The following is a 24,198-nucleotide window of genomic DNA, read 5'->3' on the forward strand; positions in this document are numbered from 1 at the left end:
CGGCAAGAACCCTTCCAAGGAAGCCCGGGGGCGGGGTCGGTTTGTGAAGCGACATTGAGCGTTTCCGGGATAAATTCAGCCAATGCCGGAGCGAGTAAAATTTCAAATTGCACGGGGCTGGATGGAAGAAACCCGGAAACGGTCAGGAGCGAAAAAACCGGCGCCGGCCCCAGGGCTTCCTTCCTGAAGGGTTCAATCTTCGAGGGTTGGTTGATGTTTTTTGGTATAAATATTGCTTGTTAATTAAGCGCCCGGTGCTGGTTCAGTTCCGGGTGTTTTTGACAGCGCAGCGCAAAACGCGCGGCTGAATCTGCCGCAGAGGCGCATTTCAACGAATTCTATTCAGGAGCAATACAAGCATGTGTCGCTTAATCGCCATTACCAGTGATACGCCGCAGTCTCCCATGACCGCCTTAAACGCCCTGGATGTCATGCGCGAGGGCCATGACGGCTCCGGGGTGGGGCTTTGTCTCCGGGATCTGGGCGGGCCCCTGGAGGAGATGAAAGACGAGCCCATTTTGTCGGGTATTTTCACGGAGCCCGGGATCCGGCGTCTGGACGGTTATATGATCAACCTGGGCTTTCTCACCAAGTACAAGATTTCCATCAAGATCCCCAAGGTGCCGCCGCAGGGAGTGCCCAAACGCGACATGTACCTGATCCGGGCATATGAATATCCAGAGGAATGGGCCGACATGGACCGGGCGGAAAAAGAGGCCCGGCTGGTCAACATCCGCCTGGCCCTCCAGGAAATGGGCAGGGAAAACCAGGACATGATCGTGTTCTCCTTCTGGCCGGATACCATCATGATCAAGGAAATCGGCGATCCCCTGACCGTGGGAAAATACCTGGAACTGGGAAACGAAAAGCTAAACGCCCGGATCATCATGGCCCAGGGCCGGCAGAACACCAATTACGCCATTGATCTGTATGCCTGCCATCCGTTTTTCATCCAGGGGTTTTCCACCATGACAAACGGGGAAAACACCGCTTTTGTGCCCATCCGGGAATATCTCAAATCCCGGGGCGAGCCCGGATACACAGGATTTTATTCCGATTCCGAGGTGTTTGTCCATATCCTTCACTATACCCTCAAACATCTGGGACTCGGCGTGGAGGCCTACAAGCACGTGATCACGCCCCTGCAGGACGGGGATCTGGAGTCGCACCCCAACGGCGATTTTCTGACCCATTTAAAGCGCACCTGCAGAAAGCTCATCATTGACGGGCCCAACTGCGTCATCGGCCTGCTGCCGGACAACACCATGTTCATGACCCAGGACCGCAAAAAGCTGCGGCCCGGGGTCGTGGGCGGCCAGTCCGGCACCTGGGTCTTTTCCTCCGAGGTCTGCGGCCTGGATTATGTCCTGCCCGGCCGGGACAAACACACGGATTTTCAACCCATGCACCTGGATACGGCGGTTGTTCGACCCGACCGCCGGGAGGTTCAAATATGCAAGCAAATGCAAAGATTACCCCGTCTACACTAAGCCTCAAGGACCTGCCCTGGCAGATTGACTGGAGCCGGGACAAATGCACCCTTTGCGGCCAGTGCACGGCCGCTTGTCCGGTCAACGCCATTGAGCTGGGGGTGTTTCGCAAGCGGATCGTGGAGGTGGATATCAATGCCGCCACCCAGCCGGGCAACGTCTACAAGGTCTACCACGGCATCCGCCAGCGCACGGATCCGGCCTATCACTGCGTGGGCTGCGGCATGTGCGCCATGGTCTGTCCCAATGACGCCATCATGCCGTATCACAATGATGAGGCGGATAAGCTCAGGTTTCATCTAAACCGGGGCGGCCAGGCCGAGCGCCGGGGCGGGCGGAGAAACGCGCCGGCCGGGGTGCTGGATCAGATCAAGTTTACCCGGATCTCCATGCTTACCGACCCGGCCCTGGATGCGGGCCGTCATGAGTTTGAAATGCGCGCCCTGCTCGGTCGGATACTGCCGCCGGAGGAAAACATGAGGCGGGTGCGGGAGCACGGCTGGGTTCCGCCGGTTCGCGAGATCTATCCGCTGATTATCGGCGGCATGTCATTTGGTGCGCTCTCCCCGCCCATGTGGGAGGGGCTGCAGATGGGCGTTGCCTATTTAAACGAGGAAATGGGCATGCCCGTGCGCATCAGCACCGGGGAGGGCGGATGTCCGCCAAGGCTGCTTCGCTCACGGTTTCTGCGCTATGTGATCCTCCAGATCGCATCCGGGTATTTCGGCTGGGATGAAATCATCCACGCCATTCCCGAGATGAAGGTGGATCCCTGCGCTGTTGAGATCAAGTACGGCCAGGGGGCCAAGCCCGGAGACGGCGGGTTGCTCATGTGGCACAAGGTCAATGATCTGATTGCCGCCATCCGCGGGGTGCCAAAGGGGGTGAGCCTGCCGAGCCCGCCCACCCACCAGACCAAGTATTCCATCGAGGAGGCCGTGGCCAAGATGATCCAGTCCATGAGCATGGCCTGGGGATTCCGGGTGCCGGTGTATCCCAAGATTTCGGGGACTTCCACCTCGCTTGCGGTGCTAAACAACCTCAGCCGGAACCCCTATGCCGCAGGTCTTGCCATTGACGGCGAAGACGGGGGCACCGGGGCGGCCTATAACGTGTCTTTGGACCACATGGGCCATCCCATTGCCAGCTGCCTGCGGGACTGCTACCTCAACCTGGTGAAGCTGGGCCAGCAGAACGAAATTCCGCTTTTTGCCGGCGGGGGAATCGGCAAAAACGGCAACCTGGCGGCCAATGCCGCAGCCCTGATCATGCTCGGGGCAAGCGGGGTGCAGGTGGGCAAATACGTGATGCAGGCCGCGGCCGGCTGCCTGGGCTCCGAGACCCGGCGGTGCAATATCTGCAACATCGGGCTGTGCCCCAAGGGAATCACCTCCCAGGACCCCCGGCTTTATCGCCGGCTGGATGCCGAGGACGTGGCCCAGCGCGTGGTGGACATGTATGTTTCCTTTGACACGGAGCTAAGAAAGATCGTTGCCCCGCTGGGCCGGTCCACCACCCTTCCCATTGGCATGTCAGACGCTTTGGGCATTGCAGATAAGGCAGCCGCGGACCGGCTCCAGATCCAATACGTTGTTTAGATTGATGGCGCCGTAAAAAGTTCAATATCTGCGTTACGCGCGATTCCTCAGAATTTCACGTACGGATAAGTACGCTGCATTCTTCGGCAATCGCGCAAGCTTTGATCTTGAACTTTTTACGGCGCCATCTAAAATCAGACTTTTTGCGCGAGCATAAGGATTGTGAGGCAGAAGATGGACGACCAGCAACGCTATTATTCGATATCCGGCCGGCAGGACGATATCCGGCTTGAATCCCGGGTCCTGGAGGAACAGCTCCAGGAGGCGGTGGCAAAAGGCCACCGGAAAATCGAGGTGCAGGCATGCGGCCAGCACGGCATTGGCGGCCGGCTGTGGCGCGCCGGGGACAAGCCCCTGGAAATCCGGGTTACGGGACACTCCGGCCAGCGCCTGGGTTCCATGGGATTTGCCAATACCCGGATTGAAAACATGGGCCCGGCCTCCGATGACGTGGGCTGGCTCAATGCCGGGGCAGAAATTGTGGTGCACGGTCATGCGGCAAACGGCGTGGCCAATGCCATGGCCCAGGGAAAGGTTTATGTGGCCGGCAGCATCGGTTCCCGGGGCATGACCATGACCAAGCAAAACCCCAGGTTTGCCCCTCCGGAACTGTGGGTGCTGGGATCAGCGGGTGATTATTTCGGCGAATTCATGGCCGGCGGTGTTGCCGTGATCTGCGGCATTGACGCCCAAACCCCGGAAAATATCCTGGGATACCGCCCTCTTGTGGGTATGGTCAGCGGCCGGGTTTTTTTCAGGGGACCCCACGGCGGATACAGCAAAAGCGATGCCAGGCTCGCTGCCATCACAGACACGGACTGGCAGTGGCTGGAACAAAACCTGCGGCGCTTTCTGGAGGCCATCGGCCGCATGGACCTCTATGATCAACTGGCCGAGCGTGAGCGCTGGCAGCTCATTGCCGCCAGAAGCGCCATGGACAAGGTGGTGCGAAAGACCCGGTCGATTTCCGAGTTCCGCGAGTCGGTGTGGAACCGGGAACTGGGCGCCGGGGGCCTGGTGGGCGATCTCACGGACGCGGACATGAGCCCGATTCCGGTGATTGTCACCGGCAGCCTGCGCCGGTTTGTGCCGGTGTGGGAAAACCGCGTGTATGCCCCGCCGTGCGAGGCCACTTGTCCCACGGGCATACCGGTGCATGACAGGTGGCGGCTGGTGCGCGAAGGCCGAATGGACGAGGCCGTGGACATGGCCCTGGCCTACACGCCGTTTCCCGCATCTGTATGCGGATACCTCTGTCCGAACCTTTGCATGCAGTCCTGCACCCGGCATTCGGCCGACATGCACCCGGTGGATGTCACGCACCTGGGCCGGGCCAGCATTGCCGCCAAAAACCCGGAGCTGCCGCCGGTTACCGGGAAAAAAGCCGCTGTGGTGGGCGGCGGGCCCGCAGGCATATCCATTGCCTGGCAGCTACGGCAGGCCGGCCATGACCCGGTGATCTATGACATGTCGGAAAACCTCGGCGGCAAGATGCGCCAATTGATTCCCGGCTCCCGAATACCGGCGGATGTGCTGGAAGCCGAGCTTTCCCGGATCCGGGAAGTGCTGCCCCATGCGCACCTGCAGCAGAAGCTGGGCAAAGACGATGTGGAACAGTTGAAAGCCGATTATGATTTTGTGGTCATCGCAGCCGGGGCCACAAGGCCGCGCACCCTTCCGGTTCCCGGAAAGGAACGCATGATTGCCGCAAATGATTTTCTGGCCCGGGCAAAAAACAATGCCATTGATCCGGGCAAAAAAGTGGTGATTATCGGTGCCGGCAATGTGGGCTGTGATGCGGCTGTGGAAGCCCGCCGGCTGGGGGCCGGGGATATCACCCTTATTGACGTGCAAAAGCCGGCATCCTTTGGAAAGGAGCGGGAGCATGCAGAGGCCGCGGGTGCGCAATTCCGCTGGCCATGCTTTACCCGTGAAATCACGGGGCAGGGCGTGGTGCTGGAATCCGGCGAGGTCCTGGCCGCAGACACGGTTGTGATCTCCATCGGCGATGTGCCGGACACGGATTTTCTGCCTGACTCGGTAAGCCTGGAAAAGGGGTTTGTGCGGGTCAATGAATATTTTCAGACCACGGATCCAAAGATTTTTGCCATCGGCGACATTGTCCGGCCCGGGCTGCTCACCGACGCCATTGGCGCGGGACGAAAGGCGGCTGCGGCCATCAAAGAAATGGCCCAAGGAAAGCGGCCCCTTGATCCGGGAACGGATTTTAAAGCAGTGGCCGATCCCGGCACAGCCGCGGGCTCCGGCGGACAAGCCCGGGTGATCGACACGGCCCGGGTCTCCCTGGAATATTTTGACCCCAGGATCAGCTCATTTTCCGGCACGGAACAGTGCGGGTCTGCCTGTGCGTCCTGCGGTGCCTGCCGGGACTGCGGGATCTGCGAAAATATCTGCCCGCGCGGGGCCATTTCCAGGAAGCAGTTACAAGGCAAGGATTATGAGTACGTGGTGGACCCGGATCTGTGCATTGGATGCGGATTCTGTGCCGGGGCCTGTCCCTGCGGGGTCTGGGGCATGCGGGAAAACGATCCCCTGTAAGAAAAACAGCTAATAAAACAGCGGATATATTTTTCTGCCAAAACCATTTGCTCCGGCCGGGCTGCCGTGTTATTGTATCCGGCTACCCGGCTGAGAGTTAATTTTTGGATGATTTTGCGGGCATATGCGTAAAATTGCGGGATTTTGCCCGGACATCCATGTTAAACCCAGAACTTTGAACGGTAAACGTTGAACCCTATGAAAGCATTGCTGGCATTAGAAGACGGGCGGGCATTTGCCTGCCGCAGTTTCACGGGACCCGGTGAGGCCTCGGGGGAGGTGGTGTTTAACACCGGTATGACCGGTTACCAGGAGATTCTCACAGACCCTTCCTACCGCGGGCAGATGGTGACCATGACCTATCCCCTGGTGGGCAACTACGGGGTCAATGCCGAGGATATCGAGTCGGACCGGGTGCAGGTGGCCGCCTTTGTGATCCGGGAATACCAGGACCAATACAGCAATTTCCGGGCTGACCAAAGCCTTGCGGATTATCTCAGGGCCCACGGGGTCATGGGCGTGGATGAACTCGATACCCGGGCCCTGACCCGTCATATCCGGCAGGCCGGGGCCATGCGCGCATTTGTTTCCACCCATGACACAGACCCGCAATCCTTGAGCGCCCGGGCCCGGCAGATCCCGCCCATGGAAGGCCGGGATCTGGTACAGCATGTAACAGCCAGAAAACCCTATTTCTGGAAAAACAACAGACCGGTTGCCTGTGACGTGACCGGCCCGGATCAGCGGGTTTGGGGAGCCAAAACCGACGGTTTCCGGGTGGTTGCCCTGGACTACGGGGTAAAATACAATATTCTGCGCTGTCTTGAAAACGCCGGGTGCCAGGTTCTGGTGCTGCCCGCAGATACCCCGGCCGATGCGGTCAAAAAACTTGCCCCGGACGGGGTGTTTTTGTCCAACGGGCCCGGTGATCCCGCACCCCTTTCCTATGCTGTTGAAACCGCCAGGCAGTTGATCGGGTATAAGCCGATGTTTGGCATCTGCCTGGGGATTCAGCTTCTGGGCCAGGCTCTTGGGGCCAGGACTTTTAAGCTCAAGTTCGGCCATCACGGGGTCAATCAGCCGGTGCAGCACCTGGGCACCGGCAAGGTGGAAATTACTTCCCAGAACCACGGTTTTGCCGTGGATCCCGACACCCTGGACGCCAATGCCGTGGATATCACTCATATGAACTTAAACGATCAGACCCTGGAGGGGTTTTCCCACCGGCAATACCCTTTGTTTACGGTCCAGTACCATCCAGAGGCCGCACCCGGCCCCCATGACGCCGGCTACCTGTTTGACGATTTTGTCCGCATGATCCAGGACAATCAATAACCCGCACCCGAATACGGACTTTTTATGCCGAAACGCACCGACATTCACAAGATCCTGATCATCGGCGCAGGGCCGATTATCATCAGCCAGGCCTGCGAGTTCGACTATTCCGGCACCCAGGCATGCAAGGCCTTGAAAGAGGAAGGCTACGAGGTGATCCTGGTCAATTCCAACCCGGCCACCATCATGACCGACCCGGAAACCGCGGACCGCACCTATGTGGAGCCCATCACCCCCAAAACCGTGGAAATGATCATTGAAAAAGAACGGCCCGATGCCATTCTGCCAACCCTCGGGGGGCAGACGGGGTTGAACACCGCCGTGGCCGTGGCAGAAGCCGGGGTTTTGGAAAAATACGGCGTGGAGATGATCGGCGCCCGCTTAGATGCCATCCACAAGGCAGAAGACCGGGACCGGTTCTGCCGGGCCATGGAAAAGATCAATCTCAGGATTCCCAGAAGCGGCATTGCCACCAACATGGAGGCCGCCCGGGGATTTGCCGCAGACATCGGCTATCCCGTGATTATCCGCCCCGCCTTCACCCTGGGCGGCACCGGCGGCGGGGTGGCCTACAATCCCGATGATCTGGAAAACATCGCTTCGGCCGGCCTGGATGCCAGCATGATCAACCAGGTCATGATCGAGGAATCGGTTCTGGGCTGGAAGGAATATGAACTTGAGGTGATGCGCGATAAAAATGACAACGTGGTCATTGTCTGCTCCATTGAAAACGTGGATCCCATGGGCGTTCATACCGGAGACAGCATTACCGTGGCACCGGCCCAGACCCTGACTGATGTGGAATACCAGGTTATGCGCGATGCCGCCATTGCCATTTTGCGCGAAATCGGGGTGGACACCGGCGGATCCAACGTGCAGTTCGCGGTCAACCCGGATGACGGCGAGCTGATCGTGGTGGAGATGAACCCCCGGGTGTCGCGCTCATCGGCCCTGGCCTCCAAGGCCACGGGCTTTCCCATCGCAAAGATTGCCGCCAAGCTGGCCGTGGGCTACACCCTGGATGAAATCCCAAATGACATTACCGGCAAAACCGTTGCCTCGTTTGAGCCGGCCCTGGATTACTGCGTGGTGAAAATCCCGCGCTGGACCTTTGAAAAATTTCCCGAGGCAAAAGACGAGCTGACCACCTCCATGCGTTCTGTGGGCGAGACCATGGCCATCGGCCGGACATTTACCGAAGCCATGCAAAAGGGCCTGCGGTCTCTTGAAACCGGCCGGTACGGATTCGGAGGCGATGGAAAAGACGAGGAGGATGGCCAGAGCCCGCTCCTTTCGGTTTCAGAAATCGAGCAGATGCTGGCCCGGCCCACCAGCAGGCGGGTTTTTTACCTGCACCAGGCATTGATCGCGGATGTGCCCCTTGAAACCATTTACGAGCTCACCGGCATTGACCCGTGGTTTCTGCACCAGTTTGCCCGGCTTGCCGAAACCGAAAAGCAGATGGCCGCGGCCGGGGCCCGGATTTCTTCGGAAACACTGGAAAAAGCCAAGAAATACGGTTTTTCCGATTTTCAGATCGGTTATCTCACCGGCCTGGGCGCCGGCAGAATCCGGGATATGCGAAAATCCGCCGGCCTGCGGCCGGTCTACAAGCTGGTCGATACCTGCGCGGCCGAGTTTGAGGCCGCCACCCCGTATTATTACTCCACCTATGAGCAGGAAGACGAGGCCCGGATCTCAGAGGGCAGAAAAATCATGATCCTGGGCGGCGGGCCCAACCGCATCGGCCAGGGAATCGAGTTTGACTACTGCTGCGTGCACGCCTCCTTTGCCTTAAAGGAGCTGGGCATTGAAAGCATCATGGTCAATTCCAACCCGGAGACCGTGTCCACGGACTATGACACCTCGGACAAGCTCTATTTCGAGCCCCTGACCCATGAAGACGTGCTGCATATCGTGGAAACCGAAAAGCCCGACGGGGTGATCGTCCAGTTTGGCGGGCAGACCCCCCTGAACCTGGCCCTTTCCCTTATGGATGCCGGGGTCCCGATTATCGGTACCAGCCCGGAGAACATCGAGCAGGCAGAAGACCGCAAGCATTTCCAGGCCATGCTAAACAAGCTCGGGCTCATGCAGCCGCCCAACGGCACGGCCCGGTCCGTGGAAGAAGCCATGGCCGAAGCCGCGCGCATCGGCTATCCCGTGATCGTGCGGCCGTCTTACGTGCTCGGCGGCCGGGGCATGAAAATCGTCTACAATGACCAGGAAATGGAAAACTACACCCGCCTGGCCATAGTGGCCTCCCCGGAGTACCCGGTGCTCATTGACAAGTTTCTCGAAGATGCCGTGGAAGTGGATGTGGATGCGGTATCCGACGGGCAGATCACCGTGATCGGCGGAATCATGGAACACATTGAGGCCGCGGGGGTCCATTCCGGTGATTCGGCCTGCGTGCTGCCGCCATATTCCCTGAAATCCGGGGAAATCGATCAGATCGCTGCAGCCACCTGTGCCATGGCAAAGGAGCTAAACGTCATCGGCCTGATGAACGTCCAGTATGCCATCAAGGACGGGCGTTTGTATGTGCTGGAGGTCAACCCGCGGGCATCGCGCACGGTGCCCTTTGTGAGCAAGGCCACGGGCGTGCCCCTGGCCCGGATTGCCACAAAGGTGATGACCGGCCACAGCCTTGCAGACCTCGGGTTCACAAAACAGGTGCACCCGCAGCACGTTTCGGTCAAGGAAGCGGTGCTGCCCTTTGACCGGTTTCCGGAAGCCGACACCCTCCTGGGCCCGGAAATGAAATCCACCGGAGAGGTCATGGGCATTGACGCGGATTTCGGCCGGGCTTATGCCAAAAGCCAGATTGCCGCAGGACAGCATCTGCCCGGAAGCGGTGCGGTGTTTATCAGCGTACAGGACAGTGATAAAGACGCTGTTTTACCCGTGGCCCGGCAACTGGCGGATATCGGTTTTGAGATTTTGGCCACCCGGGGCACATGCCGGTTTTTTGAGCAGAACAAAATCTCCGCCCGGGCAATCAACAAGGTCTCAGCCGGCCGGCCGCACGTGGTTGACGCCATCATGAACCGTGAGATCCAGCTGGTGATCAATACCGGAACCGGCGACCGCACCCGGCGGGATGGCTACATGATCCGCCGGGCCGCCCTGAAGTTTAACATCCCTTATGCCACCACCATTGCCTGTGCCCGGGCCATGGGACTGGGCATTGCCGCGTTAAACCAAAAAGCGCTGTCTGTTGCAGCGCTGCAGGATTATCATCACTGAAAGGCAAGTTATGAAATGAATCCTTCTGATTCCATCGAGGCCCGGCCGCGGGAAGCCTGCGGCATTTTCGGCATTCACAGGCATCCCGAGTCCGCCCGTCTGGTCTACTTCGGCTTATACGCCCTTCAGCACCGGGGCCAGGAAAGCGCCGGCATCGCCGTTGTCCATGATGAACACATCGACTTTCACAAGGGCATGGGCCTGGTCCATGATGTTTTTGACGATGCCATCCTGGACCGGCTGGCCTGCGAGTGCAGCGCCATCGGTCATGTCCGCTACTCCACCACCGGCGGTTCCGTGCTGGCAAACGCCCAGCCCTTTGTGGTCAACCACAGGGGCCGGTCCTACGGTGTGGCCCACAACGGAAACTTGGTCAATGCGCATACCTTAAAACAGGAGCTGGAAGAAGACGGCTCGATTTTCCAGACCACCATGGACAGCGAAGTATTTCTTCACCTGTTTGTCAAAAACCTCAGGCACGGGTTTGAGCAAGCCTTGGTCAACAGCGTGACCCGGCTTCAGGGGGCCTACTGTTTTGTGGTGCTCACAAGTCGCGGCGAGGTGGTGGGCATAAAGGACCCCAACGGGTTCCGGCCCCTGTGTCTCGGCCGGCTCCACGGCCGTTATGTGCTGGCCTCGGAGTCCTGCGCCCTGGACCTGCTGGAGGCGGAATTCGTGCGCGAGCTGGAGCCCGGCGAGATTGTGATCATCGACGATACCGGCGTGCGAAGCCTTTTTCCCCACCAGCGCACTTCCCGGACTTTCTGCATTTTCGAATACATTTATTTTGCCCGGCCAGACAGCACCATATACGGAAAAAACGTCTATCTCACCCGCAAGGCCCACGGCCGGCAGCTGGCCAAAGAAGCCCCCGTGGAGGCTGATCTGGTCATGCCCTTTCCGGATTCGGGCAATTACGCGGCCCTGGGATATGCCGAGCAATCCGGCATCCCCTTTGACCTGGGCATGATCCGCAATCACTACGTGGGCCGCACCTTTATCCAGCCCAGCCAGAGCATGCGGGACTTCGGGGTGCGCATGAAATTGAATCCGGTCAAGGAACTGCTTGCGGGAAAAGACATCATTATCATTGAAGACTCCATTATCCGGGGCACCACGGCCCGGACCCGGGTCAAGGCCCTGCGGGAACTCGGTGTGAATCGGGTCCACATGCGCATCAGCTGCCCGCCGCACATAAATCCCTGTCATTACGGCATTGATTTTTCCACCAAGGGGGAACTGATCGCCGCGAGCAAGACCGTGTCCGAGCTGCGGGATTTTCTGTGCCTGGACAGCCTTCATTACCTGAGCCTGGAAGGGCTTCTGGCCTCCACCGGAGTGGCGGAGCCGGAAAATCATTTTTGCAAGGCTTGCTTTGACGGATGTTATCCGGTATTGTTCGACCAGTCCCTGACAAAGGAGTGCATGGAAATTTAACCGGGGTTTGGCAGATGATTGAATCCAAGTACCTCAAGGACAATGTGCAAAACATTCAGCGGCTCATGGCCATTCCGGGGTTAAAGGACTTTGAGACCCGGAATCTGGCCAAGCTGCTGCGGCTCAGCAAGATCCGGCAGTATGAAGACGGAGAGCTCATCATCCGGGAGGGGGACAACGATCCCTGGCTTTATTTCCTGCTTTCAGGAACCCTGAAAATCGAAAAACAGGGCGTGGAAATCGGCCATATCCGGGATGTGGGCGAGATTTTCGGTGAAATGCGCATTGTCGACAGCCTGGTGCGATCCGCCTCGGTTTATGCCGTGGGCGATACGCTTTGTTTGTGCGTGGATACTTCCGCAAAGGGTCGGCTGTCGGATTCAGACGACCATGACGAGCGCATTGATTTTTTGCTCCTGCTGTACCGGATTTTTGCCGAGTACATGTCCATCCGGCTGCGGGCCACCAATGATGAGCTGTTTCGCGCCAAAAAGGAGCTCGCAGACCAGATAAAATGAAACAGACCGTATCCTTTTCCAAAAACGCGGTAAACGTGTTTTTCCACATCACCACCCGCTGCAACCTCAAGTGCGCTCACTGCTACATCAATCCGGCCCAACACGGAGATGCCACACTGCCTGCAGATACTGCCCGCAAATGGCTTTGGTTTTTCCAAAAACCCGGCAAGGCCGCCAATCTGATTCTTCTGGGCGGAGAGCCCACCCTTCACCCCGAACTTGCACAAATTGTCACTGCCGCCCGGCAGATGGGCTATGCCTCGGTTACCATTGATACCAACGGATACGTGTTTCATGATATCCTGGATCAAGTGACCCCGGAGGACGTGGATTATTTCAGTTTCAGCCTGGACGGGGCCACGCCGGCCACAAACGATCAAATCCGGGGCGCGGGCTGTTATGCCGCCTGCACCCGCGGTATCCGCCGGGCCGTGGAAAAGGGCTTTGGCGTAAGCGTGATCTATACCGTGAGCCGGAAAAATCTCCACGAACTCGCCGACATGCCGGAGGTGCTATCGGATCTGGGTGTTCACCGCTTTTTTATCCAGGTCATCGGGATTCGGGGGCGGTCTGCGCAGGCCGGCGGTGACGCCCTGCAGCTTACCCGTCAGCAGTGGGAGCAAAATGTGGTCCCTGTTGCCCAAAGGGTTGCAAAAAGCGGAATTGCCGTGACTTATCCGAAAGTGTTTCTGGAGCCCGACGAGGTTTTTGAATGCGCGGGCAGGGTGGCGGAGAATTATTTTGTTTTTCCCAACGGCCGGGTTTATCAGTGTCCGCTGTGCGAGGATTTTGCCCTGCACAGCCTTCAGATCAACGACCAGGGTCTTTTTCCCGCCCCGAAAATCAACGAGGCGGATCTGTTCCGCCTTGATATCGCCGAGGGGTGTGTGATCAACAAGCTTGTCCAGGGCGGCAACATTGACTATGACGACCAGGGCCGGCCCAGGTGGAAGATCGCCTGCTGTCTGCTCAAGGAAGAAATTCCCGCTGGCTGAAAAATCCCTGCTGTATTTTTTTGTGCGCTTTATGGTATCCGGTCATGTCTTTGTTAAAATATGTCCGATCATTTGCATGGGTTTGCATGATATGGATTTTTGCGCATTCAGGCCAGGTTTTGCCGGCCTCTGCGGCTTTTGCCCGTCAGCATGACCATCCCGCCCCTGTTTCCATCCCCGCCGGCGCCGATCAGGTGGATCTTTCCGGGCATTTGAAAATTCTCAGGGACGCGGAGCATATCCGGACAATCGAGCAGGTGGTATCAGCACCGGTTTCTGAAGAGTTCTTGCCCGCGGGCCCGGGTGTCCCGCATCTGGGGCTTACGGATGCGGCTGTCTGGGTATGTTTTGCCTTTGAAGGCCGGCTGCCAAACGGCTGGGTGCTGCATGTGGGGTGGCCTTATCTGGCAACCGTGCGGCTCCGCCAACTCCGCGAAAATCCCGGTGAAATGGTTCTGGGCCGCAGCCCGGGCGACCGGACCTTTGAGGCCTGGGCGTTTGCGGATGAAAAATCCGATTCCTGGACCATATACGCCCGGTTTGTCAGCCAGGGGGTGCTCACCCTGCCCATGAAGCTTTATACAGACGGGGCGTTTTTGTCGTATCAGCGCGCCGCTGCCACAGGTTACGGGATTTATTATGGCATTATTTTGGCCATGGCCATGTATAACCTTTTTCTGTTTCTCTCCCTCCGGGACAGGGCCTATCTTTATTATGTGGCCTACATGTTTTGTGTGCTGCTTTATTTTTTCGGCCTAAACGGCCTGACTCTGGAGTATATGTTTGCGGGCAGGCGGGCTTTGGACACCCGGATGACCCTGTTTTTCCTGTCCCTGGTTTTTATTACCGCCGGGGTGTTTACCCGCTATTTTCTTGAAACCAGAAAAAACGCACCGCGCATGGATCTTATCATTCAGGCCCTGATTGTGCTGGGGGCCCTGCTGGCCGGCCTGTCCTTTTTGCTCCGGTTTTCCCTGCTGGCCACCTTTTTCAGTATTCTGGGCACCGCCGCCCCGTTTGTGCTGATTGCCGCCGCGGTCATGGTCTGGCGGCAGGGTTTCGGTCCGGCCCGCTATTATTTGCTGGCCTGGAGCATCTATGCCGCCGGGACCCTGATTTTTGCCCTGACTTACAGCGGCATGATTTCCTTTACCACCATGGGTTTTCACAGCTACCAGATCGGTTCTGCAGTTGAGGCGGTGCTCTTGTCGTTCGCCCTGGCCGACCGGATCCGCACCCTTCGCCGGGAGCGCGAAGAAGCTGTGGGAAATGAGCGCCGCGCCATGGACCTGGCCTTTACAGATGCCCTGACCGGGCTGCACAATTCGCGGTTTTTCCGGGCCCATATCGGCCCGGAAATCCAGAAGGCCGAAAACCTGCGCCAGCCGCTGTCGCTTCTCATGCTGGATGTGGATGATTTCAAGCAGTTCAATGATCAATACGGCCATATCCAGGGCGACCAGGTGTTAACCCGTCTGGGAGACACCATCCGGGCCCACGTGCGGCAGGCTGATTTGGCATGCCGCTACGGCGGCGAGGAGTTCGCCGTGATCATGCCGGGCGCGGACGGAGCCCGGGCCATGGAGGTGGCCGAACGCATCCGGCTGGCCTTTGGCCAGCATCCGGTGGTGCCCCGGCCGGGAGTCAAGATTCATGTGACTGTAAGCATCGGCGTTGCCCGGTACGAGGCCGGCCTCATGCCCCAGGATTTGCTGGAGCGCGCTGACCGGGCCATGTACAGGGCCAAGGCAGCGGGAAAAAACACCGCGCGCATGTGGAACGCCTGAGTTCGGTCCTTGTTTATTGCTTCTGACTGGCCGGAAAAAAGCTTGATTGATTTGCTTAAAAAGGGTAATAGCAATGTGTATAAGTAATTTTTCGAGTTGGATCAGGACGATATTTTTATTCCCCGGGGTTGGCGGACCTATGTTGATCTCTTGCTGAAAAGATGAAAATGAAAGGAGAAAACAGGTGAAAAAAAGTGTTTGGATATTGTCTGCAGTGATTTTATGTTTTGGCCTGCTTGCGTCTACGGCCTGGGCAGGTAGCATGATTTACATGCATTCCGACGGCAAGAAGGCACGGGTGCTGGACCTTAACGGGAAGACTTATGAAGAGGCCTATTTGAAAAACGGCACCTGGTGGAATCAGAAAGTCCGCCGGGTGAAAAAAGTCACTACTGTCCGCGGCGGCATTGAGTATTACAAGCACCTCAAGAAAGTTCATCTGACCAATGGTGGCAGTGTCTATTTTACCCCGGACTGGAAATATTTCGTGGGTTCCACCTGGGATGACAGAAGGACCAAGGTCCGCCATCTATGGAAAAGAACCCACTGATCCGGCACCGGGTCCGCCAACCCATTTTCCGCCCGGATGCTTTTCGATTTTTGGTTGCTTTTTTGTCACCCATCCTGTCATCTGCTACAATCCCCCCTCACAGCATAAGCTTTGCCCGAAACCCCCATTGGTGAAACGGAGCCGGAAAGTTGAGAATCGCAAGAGTTGAAGAGCACTGCAATTTGTGCGGGCTTTGTGTCAAAGACTGTGTGGCCGGGGTCTGGCGGCAAGTCAAGGGCTGTCCCGAACCCGCGGCACCCGGATTTTGCAGTCTGTGCGGCCATTGTGTTGCGGTATGCCCCAAAGACGCCATTGTCCATGACGGGATCGATTTTGCACAGACCCGGCCGGTGGACAAAAAGCGCCTGAACCCGGAGGTGTTTGTCGGGATTGTGCGCAGCCGCAGAAGCATCCGCCGGTATAAGGCCGACAGGGTGCCGGATGCGGTTATTGAAGACATCCTGGGTCTGTGCGCCTGGAGTCCCACAGCCAGCAACAAGCAGGATGTGGCCTTTACGGTGATCACAAACAAAGATGTTTTACAGGCCCTTTCCGCAGCCGTTTTCGGCATCGGGGCAAAGGCGTACCGTCACAGCCGAAAAGGTTTGGGAAAGCTCGTCTACAAGACCCTTCAAAAGCTTGCACCGGGAAATGACCTGGAGCGCTACATGGAGCCCATGCCCTGGTATCTTGAGCAGCAGGCAGCCGGCCGGGATCTGATTTTGCACAATGCGCCGGTGCTGATTTTGGTGCATGCGCCCAAAAAGGGGCGGTTTCACTGCGAAAACAGCAATATCGCGGCGGCCAATATCATGAACCACGCCCATGCCCGGGGCCTGGGCACCTGTTATATCGGATTTGTGACCCTGGCCCTGAAAATTTTCCCGGCTCTTCGAAAGCTTGCATCCCTTCCCCGGGGCCGCAGGGCCTATGCCTGCCTGACCTTGGGCTATCCGGCCCATACATATGCCAGAACCCCTTCCCGCAGGCCCAGGCCCGTTGACTGGGTCAGGTAGCTGGAAAAAGTTGGCCCATCTTCCGGATGTCTATGCAAGTGGTTTTGTAAAACCGGGCTTACCCGGTTTTGATTTTTGTCCGGTCCAGGGGTGTGCCTTCCCAGGCATATTCGAGCACCATATGCGCATCATCTGCCAGCAGTTCCTCGGGGTTGGGCACCCGTGCCCCGTCGCTTAAGGCTTTTTCCGCAATCTCGGGCAGCATGTTTTTTTCCACCAGGCGCCGGCCGTCGCGGTCCCGGATTTCTGATAGAAACCGGGGATGGCGCCCGCCAATGGCATCATGCAGATCCTGGTTAAACTGCCGGATCAAAGTGATTGCTTTTTCGGCCCGTTGGTTCCGGGGTGTTGCGGCATAGGTTTCCGGCCCGGCCAGGGGCAACAGCAGCTGGCCGATGATTTCGTTCCTGCGGTGTAGGTTGTATTCCAGGCCGTAGGGCAGCAAAACCGCCATACAATTTCCGTGGGGCACGTGGCACACCGCGCCTGTGGCATGGCCGAGATTGTGCACCATTCCCACCATGGAGTTGGAAAATGCCGCCCCGGCCAGGGTGGAGGCATTGGCCAGGGCCAGGCGGGCCTGTGTGTCTTCGGGGTTTTTGATCACATAAAGCAGGTTTTGGCTGATCAGGCCAATGGCCTGAAACGCCAGGGTATCGCTTAGGGGGTTTTTTTCCATGCAGTACCAGGCCTCGCAGGCGTGGGACAGGGCGTCCATGGCTGTTGCCGCTGTGATAAAATCCGGCAGGGTCCGGGTCATGCGGGCATCGAGCACGGCAAGGTCCGGCAGGAGAAAATAGGAGACAAAGAGCATTTTCTCCCGGCGTTCCGGATCGGCGATCACGGCCACCAGGGTCATTTCTGATCCCGTGCCTGCGGTGGTGGGCAGAATCACCAAAGGATTGAGTTTTTTGCGCACCGCACCGGCTCCCTGGTAGTCCAGCAGGGTTTTGCCGCCCAGCGAGACCACGATGTTCACACCCTTGGCCGTGTCAATCACCGAGCCGCCGCCCACGGCAATGATGGCGTCGCATTGGTTTTCCCTGTACACGCCGGCGATTTGGTCTACCACATGGTAGTCGGAATCCACGGGAACATCGCTGTAAACCGGTGCGGATTCCAGGCCGGGGGCCATGGCCTGTTTGACCACATCCACGAGCCCGGCGTTTTCCACCCCGGGATCCGTGATGATCAGCGGTCGGCCGGCGTCCAGTCCGGCAAGCAGCGCCGGTATTTTTTCAAGGGCGTTTTCCCCCGAGACGATCTTGGCCCGGCCGCAGAAATCATAAAATTCCGGCAGGATCATGGCGATTCCTTTCCCGGTTTTTAAATGTTTTTGTAAATCACCCGGATCAGGTCCGGAAAAAAGGCGCGCAAATAGATCCGGATGCGGTTGAGATGCTTTTTCCAGCCCGGCAGTTCCGAGCTGCCCGGATAGCGTTTGACAGCCAGCCGGGCAATAACTTTTGGCAGCAGATAGACCTCCACCCGGTCCAGGGCCCGCATAAACGCCAGGGCCTGTGGCAGGCTGCCTTCCACCGTGAACCGGTCGTAGTTAAAGGCCTGGGCCGTGGATTCCTGAAAGGTGAACACCCGCATGGCCGAGGCCAGGTTTTTGATGGCCAGGCGCAGGTGGGCCCTGGCTGCCCGGCGCCGCCAGCCCAGATACCGGAGGCGGCCTTTTTTGTCCTTTTTGGCGATCATCCATGGGCCTGCCGGCCCCACGCCCAGGCAAAGACAGAATCCGTCGGGCAGGTGCTGAAAAATGCGCCGTACTGTCGGATCCACCCTGGCAGCGGCTTCAAGTCCCCGGCCCACCACCAGCAGCATGACAGCAATGTAGGTTTTCCGGAAATAACTGGTTTTCGGGCGGATCTCCGGATAGTGGCCAAGGTCGGCCGGGGCGGTTGAAAACGGGGTAAAACGGTTCATTCGGGTGCTCCTTTCCAGGCCCGGCCGGCCAGATCCAGCGCCTCGGCGGCGGTTATTCCGGCATCCGGCCTGGATGCAGCGTTTTCACAGGCCTGCCGGATTTGGTAAAAAGGGATTTGCAAAGATTCCAGGCTTTGGCCCAGGGAGTTTTGAATTTTGTCAAACAGGGCTTTGAGCATATCTGCGCCCCTGGCGGGCCGCTGTTTTTCCGGGGTGGCCGCATAGGATTCCATGCCGGCCACGGCCAGCAGCAGTTCGGGCCTGGGCGGGCCGTTTTGCTCCAGGGATTTTTCCAGGGCTGCAGGCGCCAGAAGGCCGGTAAATACACCCCTTCGGATGCGGGTCATCCGGGCCAGTTCTTCTGAAACCACGCGCACAATTCCCGGTGCGGCGTTGGCAGCGGCAATGGCGGCAATCACGGCTGCGTTGGCCATGGCCAGGCAGGGCTTGTCCCGGCCCGGCGCTGCCAGGGCGGCGTCTATGTTCTGGTTTAAAAGCCGGAGGGCGGTATGGACAAACGCGTCCCGGATTGGGCCGGGATTGGGCCCGGCAAGGGCGCTCCATGCGTTGTCTGCGGCAATGGCTGCGCTTTGGGCCGTTTGAGGCGCCGGCTGTCCACGGAGCATGCGTTTGTCCAGCACGATGACATCCGGGGCAAGAAATTCCGAGCAAAAACGCTGATAATCCAGAATCAGGGTGTTGCCGGCGCCGGTGCCGTGCAAATCCCCGGCAGGCACCAGCACAAATGGGTATAATTTTTTGTTTAGGGCCGCGCCCTTGAAAAAAGCCGAAAGATCCGGGGTGTTTTCAGAAACCAGGATATTGACGGCCCGGGCCAGGTCCGCGGACAAGGGGCCGCCAAGTGCGATCAATGCATCGCAGCCCCGGCGGACAAAAATGTCTGCGGCCTGCCATGCCAGGCTGATGCCGGCATAATTTTCCAACCGGTTAAACACGGCGCCGATCAGACAGTCGGAATCGTCAAATGCCCGGATCAGGAACCGGTCCGGTTTTTGGGCCACCGCCGGCCGGTCGGTGATAATCAGGGGCTTGCAGGCGTTGTTGGCTGCAAGTTCGGCCGGGATGTTTTCCAGGCTGCAGGCACCGGAGATGATTTTGGGATGACTGAGAAACGCGTAGTCAAACTGGGGCATTTCTTCACTCCTGCTCCGTTGGTGGATGACCGGGAAGCGTTGCGGGCCCTGGGCAATTGTTGATTGAGCTTGTTTTTTTTTATAATTTAATAAACAATTTCCTATCATAAACGAACCAGAATGTATATCCATTGCTGTTCAAACAGGAAGGCAGGGAGGCTTGCATGCAGGAGATCACAGGAACCAGCAACCGGGTACTGGAAGTGGATTTAACGCGTCAGACGTTTGGTGTTTCTTACATCAGTGATACAGACCGGCAACAATATCTGGGCGGCAAAGGCATTGCCCTGAAGCTGATTTATGACCGGATGGCCCCAGGCATTGATCCCCTGGGACCGGAGAATTTGTTTGTCCTGGCAACCGGGGTGTTTATGGGCACGGGCGCAGCCTGCTCCGGACGGTTTGAGGCCGTGACCAAATCGCCGCTTACGGGCCTGATGGCCAGCAGCTCCTGCGGCGGTCCCTTTGGCATGGCGTTAAAGACTTCCGGGTGGGATGCCATGGTGATTTCCGGCCGGGCAAAATCCCCGGTCTATTTGCGGGTGGATGCCGGCGGTGCCGTGTTTGTGCCCGCAGATGACCTTTGGGGAACAGGAACGGCGGATGCGGAAAAGGCGCTTTTGCAGGACGGTGCCGGTGCCCTGGTCATCGGGCCGGCCGGGGAAAACCGGGTGCGGTTTGCCAATATCCGCTCCGGCCACCGTTTTTTGGGACGGGGCGGCATGGGCACGGTGCTGGGGGTCAAAAATCTCAAGGGCATTGTGGCAAAGGGAAAAGAATACAAGATTGTGCCGGCGGACAAAAAACGCTTTGATAAAGCCAATCGCCTGTTTTTCAAATATATCCACAGAAATGGCGTCACAGCCGGCGCTTTCCGGGATTACGGCACCAATGCCAATCTCAATACCGGCAATGCCGCCGGAATCCTGCCGGTGCGCAATTTTACCGGCGGCAGTCACGGCAGCGCCCGCAAACTCTCCGGCGAGGCCATGGCCGAGCGGTTTGACACAAAGCATGACACCTGTAAACCCTGCGCCATTCTCTGCGGCCACCGGGGCACCATTCGGGGGGAAAAACGGCATGTGCCCGAATATGAGACCATGACCCTGCTGGGCGCCAACCTGGAGATCTTTGACCCGGAAGCGGTTTCCGATTTTAATGAATTGTGCAGCCATTACGGCATGGATACCATTTCCACGGGCGGGACCCTGGCCTGGGCCATGGAAGCCGGTCAAAAGGGACTGCTGGAAACAGATCTGAAATTCGGAGCCGCTGATAAAATTTCCGGAATGATAACGGATATGGCAATGCGCCGGGGTTTGGGGCGGGATTTGGCCCTGGGCTCTGCTGCCGCGGCCCGGAAATACGGGGGGGAGGATTTTGCCATGCATGTCAAGGGAATGGAACTGCCCGGCTATGATCCCCGGGGTTCTGTCGGCCAGGGGCTTTCCTATGCCACGGCCAACCGGGGCGGCTGCCATCTGTCATCCTACATGGTGGGCCTGGAGGTGATCCTGGGAATGGCCGAGCCCCGGGCTGTGCGCTGGAAACCCTACATGGTCAAGTTCATGGAAGATGTCTTTTGCGCCATTAACTGCCTGCACGTGTGTTTGTTTACCTCCTTTGCCGTATTCCTGGAGCCGCCCCTGATTCGTTTTTCACCCAAGTTTGTCATCCGGCTGCTCAATCAGAACTTTTCCCGGCTGGCGCTGAATTTAATGGATGTCAGCCTTTATCCGGAGCTGTGGCATGCCATTATGGGCAGCCGCTATGTGCCCTACCAGGGCATGCGGGATTTTTACAAGGCCGGAGAACGGGTCCATGTGCTGGAGCGCTATATGAACACCCGGGAAGGCATTTCCAGAAAAGACGATAGCCTTCCGCTGCGCCTGCTCACCGAGGGGCGGGCCTGTGATGCCGACCAAAGCACGGTTCCCCTGGAGGCCATGCTGCAGAAATATTACCGGCTGCGGGGATATGACCCAAACGGCGTGCCCCGCCCGGAAACCCTTCGCCGGCTGGGAATTGAGCCCCGGCATTCGGGCCGGGAAAAAGACGCGGAAGATATTTTTTGAAGTTTGCAACTCTCTGTTTTTGTAAGCTCAGTAAAAAAATACAGCATATCGATTATAAACATGACCCTTGACAGGGTTTTGCCATTGTATTTAAATGTGGACAATTATTCGGATGCTCGCAATGCGACCCTGGCGCCGGCTTTTATAAAGTGTTTTTCGAAACGTTGTTTTACAGGAGCCTGCCAGGAGGGAACCCTGTGTGAGTCAGGGACCGGCCCGCGGCTGTAAACGGGGACGAAAGCTGCAGAACTGCCACTGTTTTTATGAACGGGAAGGCGCAGCAAGTAGATTGATCCGCAAGTCAGAAGACCTGTCTGAATAACCATAAGGGGTTTGACTGCGCCGGCAACGTTGTGCCCCGGGCGGATTCTGCGGATAAAAAAGGGAAATCCCGGATCGTGTATACGATCCGGGATTTTTTTATTGAAAACGCATATGCCCAGGTTTCTCCATGACAAGACCGGCTGCTGCGGCATTTCCATTGACAACGGTAAAGGAGGCACCATGGGCAAAAAATTGTTATTGATTCTCTGTTTTTTCATTTTATGCATCTGCACGCAAAATTCCGCAAATGCGCGATCCGCTCACAACACCACAGTCATGGAGGATATTGTGGTCACATCTGAGCGGTTTCCTTCTCCGGAAAAAGAAAGCCCTCAATTTATTCAGTCTTTTTCAGCCTCGGAATTAAAGCGCACCGGCGGCAACAACGTCATTGACGCACTGAGCCGGATCGGCGGGTTTTCATTTCAGGGCTATTCCCCCATGGGCGTAAAAGCCGGGATGGGCAGTTCGCTGTCGATTCGCGGAGTGGAGGGCGGCGAGTTGGTCCTGATCAATGGCATGCCGATTCAAAATTCCGGAAACAAAAATTATGAATTATCCCATTTTTCCCTTGAAAATATTGAACGGGTTGAAGTCATGAAAGGGGCATCTTCCATTCAGTACGGAGCCGATGCCATGAGCGGAGCCATCAATATCATCACCAAAAAAAATTCCGGCCACAGGCAGACAAAGGCATCCGTGGAATTCGGGGATTACGGCTATCACAACCATCATCTGCAATACCTCGGGCCGGGGGTGAATGTGGGGTTTGATTATCAGCATATGAATTCAATTCGGCGCAATGATGACTTTGCGGATAAGGAATACAGCGATACCAGACCGCTTCACCGGTATTCAGCCAGCGTAAACGCCAATATCGCGGAAAATTTATATTTTGACGGCCTGGCCAGTTACGTGGATTCCGGCTATGAAACATATGACGCCACAACCGGTCAGAGAATCGACACCAATGAACAGGAGCAGTATGAAATTTTTACCAACCTGCGCTATGAGACGGAAAATGCAAGATTCAAAGCATTTTACAAATACGGGGATGAAGAAAGAAAAACCTACGAATACCAACCTTATAAAATTCTGGACGGGATCAGTAAAAACAAGCATTTTAATACCGGTTTATCAACAGACTGCAAATTTGATTTCCTGAGTGCTGAAGTCAAAACCGGCTTTGAATATATTCACCGCGCTGCCAATTTTGAAACCGGATATGGATATCATTACCGCAATGACGTTGCCGTGTTTGCCATTATTACCAAGCGGTTTTTCCAGCGGCTGAAAATCGATCTGGGCATGCGGGAGCAATTGATTTATGCGGACGCCGCCGGTGAAGACCAGGATGAATTCACTCCCAGTCTGGGTCTTAATTTCCAGCTGACACAATCCGTGAATCTGTTTGCCAATGCAGCAAAAGCCTTCAGGGCGCCTTCTTTTAACAATTTGTACTATGATTCCTGGCTGCTGAAAGGCAACCCGGAGCTGACCCCGGAAAAGGGCTGGACTTACGACACAGGGGTCAAGTTTACAAACGCATGGAGCAAGATCCGGTTGTCCGGGTTTTTCATGGATTACAAGGACAAGATTGAATCCTATAAAGGCGGCGGCTACCCGTATGAATACTTTAACGCCGGCACCTATGAAAGCCTTGGCGTTGACTGGAATATTGACCTTTTCCCTTTTCATGGCCGGGATAGCTGGTCGAGCCGGATTTCCTTTTATTCTTCGGGCACATGGTGCGACCCTGTTGCCGAGGATCCCGACGGCAGTCAATACCAAACCGGCCCCAAATTCAGCTCCTCTGTGGGCGCGGCATATGACGGCGGCATGTTCAGCCTTGCCCTGAATTTCAATTATGTCACCAGCCGTCCGGATGCCCTGGATGATATTTCGACACTGGACATCAACGGAAAATACAAACTGCCCAAAGGATATCTCACGTTCGGCATTGATAACGTGTTTGATCAGGAGGTTGAGATCAACGGCAACAAGGACACAGACAACTATGTATATTACGGAATGCCCCGGTTTTTTAAAATTGGGTATGAGGTGCGGTTTTAACTATTGCAGCAGCAATTCACGGTTACTACTAATCTAATCAGCTTATTGGCTTTTTGAAGCGAAAAGAACGGATTTTGAAACCTGATTATAGCAGAGAAAACAGATA

At 57.0% G+C, this 24,198-nt stretch carries 17 protein-coding genes and 1 riboswitch; of the genes, 14 read left to right on the forward strand and 3 right to left on the reverse strand.

Annotated elements, in window-relative coordinates:
- The 12 genes from ACTCIA_RS12875 to ACTCIA_RS12930 all read left to right on the forward strand — a co-directional run.
- A partial coding sequence (locus ACTCIA_RS12875) for a hypothetical protein (RefSeq protein ID WP_463002214.1) occupies window positions 1-243 on the forward strand: 243 nt, incomplete at its 5' end.
- 116 nt (window positions 244-359) lie between these two features.
- Window positions 360-1,490, forward strand: a complete 1,131-nt coding sequence (locus tag ACTCIA_RS12880; RefSeq protein WP_463002215.1) for a class II glutamine amidotransferase domain-containing protein — start codon at window positions 360-362, stop codon at window positions 1,488-1,490.
- A complete protein-coding gene (locus ACTCIA_RS12885) occupies window positions 1,454-3,088 on the forward strand; it encodes a glutamate synthase-related protein (protein WP_463002216.1) in 1,635 nt (544 codons plus the stop codon). The genes ACTCIA_RS12880 and ACTCIA_RS12885 overlap by 37 nt, the downstream gene beginning before the upstream one ends.
- A 174-nt stretch (window positions 3,089-3,262) precedes the next feature.
- On the forward strand, window positions 3,263-5,647 hold the full coding sequence (locus ACTCIA_RS12890) for an FAD-dependent oxidoreductase (protein ID WP_463002217.1): 2,385 nt from the start codon (window positions 3,263-3,265) through the stop codon (window positions 5,645-5,647).
- Window positions 5,648-5,845: 198 nt separating this feature from the next.
- Window positions 5,846-6,982, forward strand: coding sequence for a glutamine-hydrolyzing carbamoyl-phosphate synthase small subunit (gene carA, locus ACTCIA_RS12895; RefSeq protein WP_463002218.1), 1,137 nt, complete (start codon window positions 5,846-5,848; stop codon window positions 6,980-6,982).
- A 24-nt stretch (window positions 6,983-7,006) separates the two neighbouring features.
- Window positions 7,007-10,231 carry a carbamoyl-phosphate synthase large subunit gene (carB, locus tag ACTCIA_RS12900; RefSeq protein WP_463002219.1) on the forward strand — a complete coding sequence of 1,075 codons (3,225 nt, stop codon included), beginning with the start codon at window positions 7,007-7,009 and terminating at the stop codon, window positions 10,229-10,231.
- Window positions 10,232-10,246: 15 nt separating this feature from the next.
- Complete coding sequence (gene purF, locus ACTCIA_RS12905; protein ID WP_463002220.1) at window positions 10,247-11,668, forward strand: amidophosphoribosyltransferase; 1,422 nt, start codon at window positions 10,247-10,249, stop codon at window positions 11,666-11,668.
- A gap of 14 nt (window positions 11,669-11,682) precedes the next feature.
- Entirely contained in the window at window positions 11,683-12,186 is a 504-nt protein-coding gene (locus tag ACTCIA_RS12910) for a cyclic nucleotide-binding domain-containing protein (RefSeq protein ID WP_463002221.1), read from the forward strand.
- Window positions 12,183-13,181, forward strand: coding sequence for a radical SAM protein (locus ACTCIA_RS12915; protein ID WP_463002222.1), 999 nt, complete (start codon window positions 12,183-12,185; stop codon window positions 13,179-13,181). Before ACTCIA_RS12910 ends, ACTCIA_RS12915 begins: the two co-directional genes overlap by 4 nt.
- An 86-nt stretch (window positions 13,182-13,267) precedes the next feature.
- Window positions 13,268-14,968, forward strand: coding sequence for a sensor domain-containing diguanylate cyclase (locus ACTCIA_RS12920; RefSeq protein ID WP_463002223.1), 1,701 nt, complete (start codon window positions 13,268-13,270; stop codon window positions 14,966-14,968).
- A gap of 184 nt (window positions 14,969-15,152) precedes the next feature.
- A complete protein-coding gene (locus tag ACTCIA_RS12925) occupies window positions 15,153-15,518 on the forward strand; it encodes a hypothetical protein (RefSeq protein ID WP_463002224.1) in 366 nt (121 codons plus the stop codon).
- A gap of 149 nt (window positions 15,519-15,667) precedes the next feature.
- Window positions 15,668-16,534: a nitroreductase family protein gene (locus ACTCIA_RS12930; protein WP_463002225.1), complete on the forward strand. Its 867-nt coding sequence runs from the start codon at window positions 15,668-15,670 to the stop codon at window positions 16,532-16,534.
- Window positions 16,535-16,592: 58 nt separating this feature from the next.
- On the opposite strand, the gene ACTCIA_RS12935 is transcribed toward ACTCIA_RS12930, so the two are convergent.
- The 3 genes from ACTCIA_RS12935 to ACTCIA_RS12945 are packed head-to-tail and all read right to left on the reverse strand — an operon-like array spanning window position 16,593 to window position 19,620.
- A complete protein-coding gene (locus ACTCIA_RS12935) occupies window positions 16,593-17,840 on the reverse strand; it encodes an iron-containing alcohol dehydrogenase (RefSeq protein WP_463002226.1) in 1,248 nt (415 codons plus the stop codon).
- 20 nt (window positions 17,841-17,860) lie between these two features.
- Window positions 17,861-18,466 (reverse strand): hypothetical protein, encoded by a 606-nt coding sequence (locus tag ACTCIA_RS12940; protein WP_463002227.1) that lies wholly within the window; start codon window positions 18,464-18,466, stop codon window positions 17,861-17,863.
- On the reverse strand, window positions 18,463-19,620 hold the full coding sequence (locus tag ACTCIA_RS12945; RefSeq protein ID WP_463002228.1) for an iron-containing alcohol dehydrogenase: 1,158 nt from the start codon (window positions 19,618-19,620) through the stop codon (window positions 18,463-18,465). Before ACTCIA_RS12945 ends, ACTCIA_RS12940 begins: the two co-directional genes overlap by 4 nt.
- Before the next feature lie 164 nt (window positions 19,621-19,784).
- On the opposite strand from ACTCIA_RS12945, the gene ACTCIA_RS12950 reads away from it, so the two are divergent.
- Both ACTCIA_RS12950 and ACTCIA_RS12955 read left to right on the forward strand, forming a co-directional pair.
- A complete protein-coding gene (locus ACTCIA_RS12950; protein ID WP_463002229.1) occupies window positions 19,785-21,695 on the forward strand; it encodes an aldehyde ferredoxin oxidoreductase family protein in 1,911 nt (636 codons plus the stop codon).
- 142 nt (window positions 21,696-21,837) lie between these two features.
- Window positions 21,838-22,026, forward strand: a riboswitch (cobalamin riboswitch).
- Between the two features lie 92 nt (window positions 22,027-22,118).
- Window positions 22,119-24,092 carry a TonB-dependent receptor gene (locus ACTCIA_RS12955; protein WP_463002230.1) on the forward strand — a complete coding sequence of 658 codons (1,974 nt, stop codon included), beginning with the start codon at window positions 22,119-22,121 and terminating at the stop codon, window positions 24,090-24,092.
- Window positions 24,093-24,198 lie beyond the last annotated feature (106 nt).

The sequence above is a fragment of the Desulfosalsimonas sp. genome (assembly GCF_055149105.1).

What these genes read in the sequence shown, in the direction of transcription:
- ACTCIA_RS12880 (WP_463002215.1), top strand. Translation starts at nt 360, where the DNA reads ATGTGTCGCTTAATCGCCATTACCAGTGATACGCCGCAGTCTCCCATG.
- ACTCIA_RS12885 (WP_463002216.1), top strand. Translation starts at nt 1,454, where the DNA reads ATGCAAGCAAATGCAAAGATTACCCCGTCTACACTAAGCCTCAAGGAC.
- ACTCIA_RS12890 (WP_463002217.1), top strand. Translation starts at nt 3,263, where the DNA reads ATGGACGACCAGCAACGCTATTATTCGATATCCGGCCGGCAGGACGAT.
- carA (WP_463002218.1), top strand. Translation starts at nt 5,846, where the DNA reads ATGAAAGCATTGCTGGCATTAGAAGACGGGCGGGCATTTGCCTGCCGC.
- carB (WP_463002219.1), top strand. Translation starts at nt 7,007, where the DNA reads ATGCCGAAACGCACCGACATTCACAAGATCCTGATCATCGGCGCAGGG.
- purF (WP_463002220.1), top strand. Translation starts at nt 10,247, where the DNA reads ATGAATCCTTCTGATTCCATCGAGGCCCGGCCGCGGGAAGCCTGCGGC.
- ACTCIA_RS12910 (WP_463002221.1), top strand. Translation starts at nt 11,683, where the DNA reads ATGATTGAATCCAAGTACCTCAAGGACAATGTGCAAAACATTCAGCGG.
- ACTCIA_RS12915 (WP_463002222.1), top strand. Translation starts at nt 12,183, where the DNA reads ATGAAACAGACCGTATCCTTTTCCAAAAACGCGGTAAACGTGTTTTTC.
- ACTCIA_RS12920 (WP_463002223.1), top strand. Translation starts at nt 13,268, where the DNA reads ATGATATGGATTTTTGCGCATTCAGGCCAGGTTTTGCCGGCCTCTGCG.
- ACTCIA_RS12935 (WP_463002226.1), bottom strand. Translation starts at nt 17,840, where the DNA reads ATGATCCTGCCGGAATTTTATGATTTCTGCGGCCGGGCCAAGATCGTC.
- ACTCIA_RS12940 (WP_463002227.1), bottom strand. Translation starts at nt 18,466, where the DNA reads ATGAACCGTTTTACCCCGTTTTCAACCGCCCCGGCCGACCTTGGCCAC.
- ACTCIA_RS12945 (WP_463002228.1), bottom strand. Translation starts at nt 19,620, where the DNA reads ATGCCCCAGTTTGACTACGCGTTTCTCAGTCATCCCAAAATCATCTCC.
- ACTCIA_RS12950 (WP_463002229.1), top strand. Translation starts at nt 19,785, where the DNA reads ATGCAGGAGATCACAGGAACCAGCAACCGGGTACTGGAAGTGGATTTA.